The sequence below is a fragment of the Sutterella massiliensis genome (assembly GCF_016899755.1).
GTDB classification, from domain to species: Bacteria; Pseudomonadota; Gammaproteobacteria; order Burkholderiales; family Burkholderiaceae_F; genus Sutterella; species Sutterella massiliensis.
Window position 1 is genome coordinate 1 of the sequence record NZ_JACJJC010000093.1, and the last position, 1,248, is coordinate 1,248.

Below are 1,248 nucleotides of genomic sequence, written 5' to 3' on the forward strand. Positions count from 1 at the left end.
TGTAAAACCCGACCGAAGCCTGTTCTCCGCAAAGCAGGTCAAAAATGCGGAATCGCCAGCTTAGCGATTAAAAAGACAAGCTTTTCCAGTTCAACCTAACGGATGCAAATTCGTGCGCGGGGACGTTCATTGATCCCCGCGGGGTCGTGGCGTCCCCGTTTTTTTTTCGGGAGCACACGCCATGAACAAAAAAGAAAACATCTACGCTCAGTTTCGAGCGAACGAGATTTTCCGAAACGTCTACGACGACGATAGGAAGATCGACATGCCTGCCGCCATGCTGCTGACGGGCTATGCGGACGCGAGCAACCCTGCGGTGCCCAAAGCCGCCGAGGGTTACATCTTCAGAAAGGATGTGCTTCGCGCAGTCCTTGCTTTTCTGATGAAACCGAGCGGCGACGCGCTCTTCATTTCCGGGCCGACGGGGTCGGGCAAGACCTCCGTTGTTACCGAAGTGGCTGCGCGTCTCAATTGGCCCGTTCAGCAAATCACGATGAACGGCCGATTCGAGTTTTCGCAGCTCAAAGGTCAGTTTGTCGTCGCATCGCCCGCCCCCGGCGAAGCGCCTGTCATGACCTTCATGCACGGGCCGTTGGCTGCGGCAATGAAGCACGGCCACATCCTGCTGCTCAACGAGATCGACTTGGCCGATCCGGCAGAACTTGCCGGGTTGAACGACGTTCTCGAAGGTCGCCCGCTCGTCATTGCCGAAAACGGCGGTGAAATCGTCAGGCCTCACCCCATGTTCAGAGTGGTTGCGACCGCCAATTCCTTCGGGAACGGTGACGCCTCCGGTCTTTACCAGGGGATACAGCAGCAAAACCTTGCCGCGCTCGACCGCTATCGTCTGCTCGAAGTGGACTACGCCGCTCCGGCGGCGGAACAAGCGATTCTCGGACAAGTCCTCTCGAAGGATCTCACGGAAGTCATTCCGCTGATGATCCAGTTGGCCAATGAAATCCGAAAGCTTTTCAAGGGCGACGGAGAGGAAATGACGAGTCGGCTTTCGGTGACGATGTCGACGCGAACGCTCATTCGCTGGGGCAAGCTTGCGGAAGCCTTCCGCGGCGCCCCGAACGTGATGAAGTTCGCCTTGGATCAGGCTCTCCTCTTGAGAGCGGATCCTGCCGATCAGAAAGCGATCAACAACCTCGGCAAAGCCGTCTTCGGCACCAAGTGGAATCGCGCTTCACGCAAGCCGCGTGAAAAAAAGGCCGCGGCCGAAAATACGGACGGACAAGCCGATTG

Annotated in this window: 1 protein-coding gene; it reads left to right on the forward strand. The window is 57.4% G+C overall.

The genetic code is table 11. The features are described 5' to 3' along the window. Positions 1-181: 181 nt before the first annotated feature. A partial coding sequence (locus H6A60_RS11470; RefSeq protein WP_205104730.1) for an AAA family ATPase occupies positions 182-1,248 on the forward strand: 1,067 nt, incomplete at its 3' end.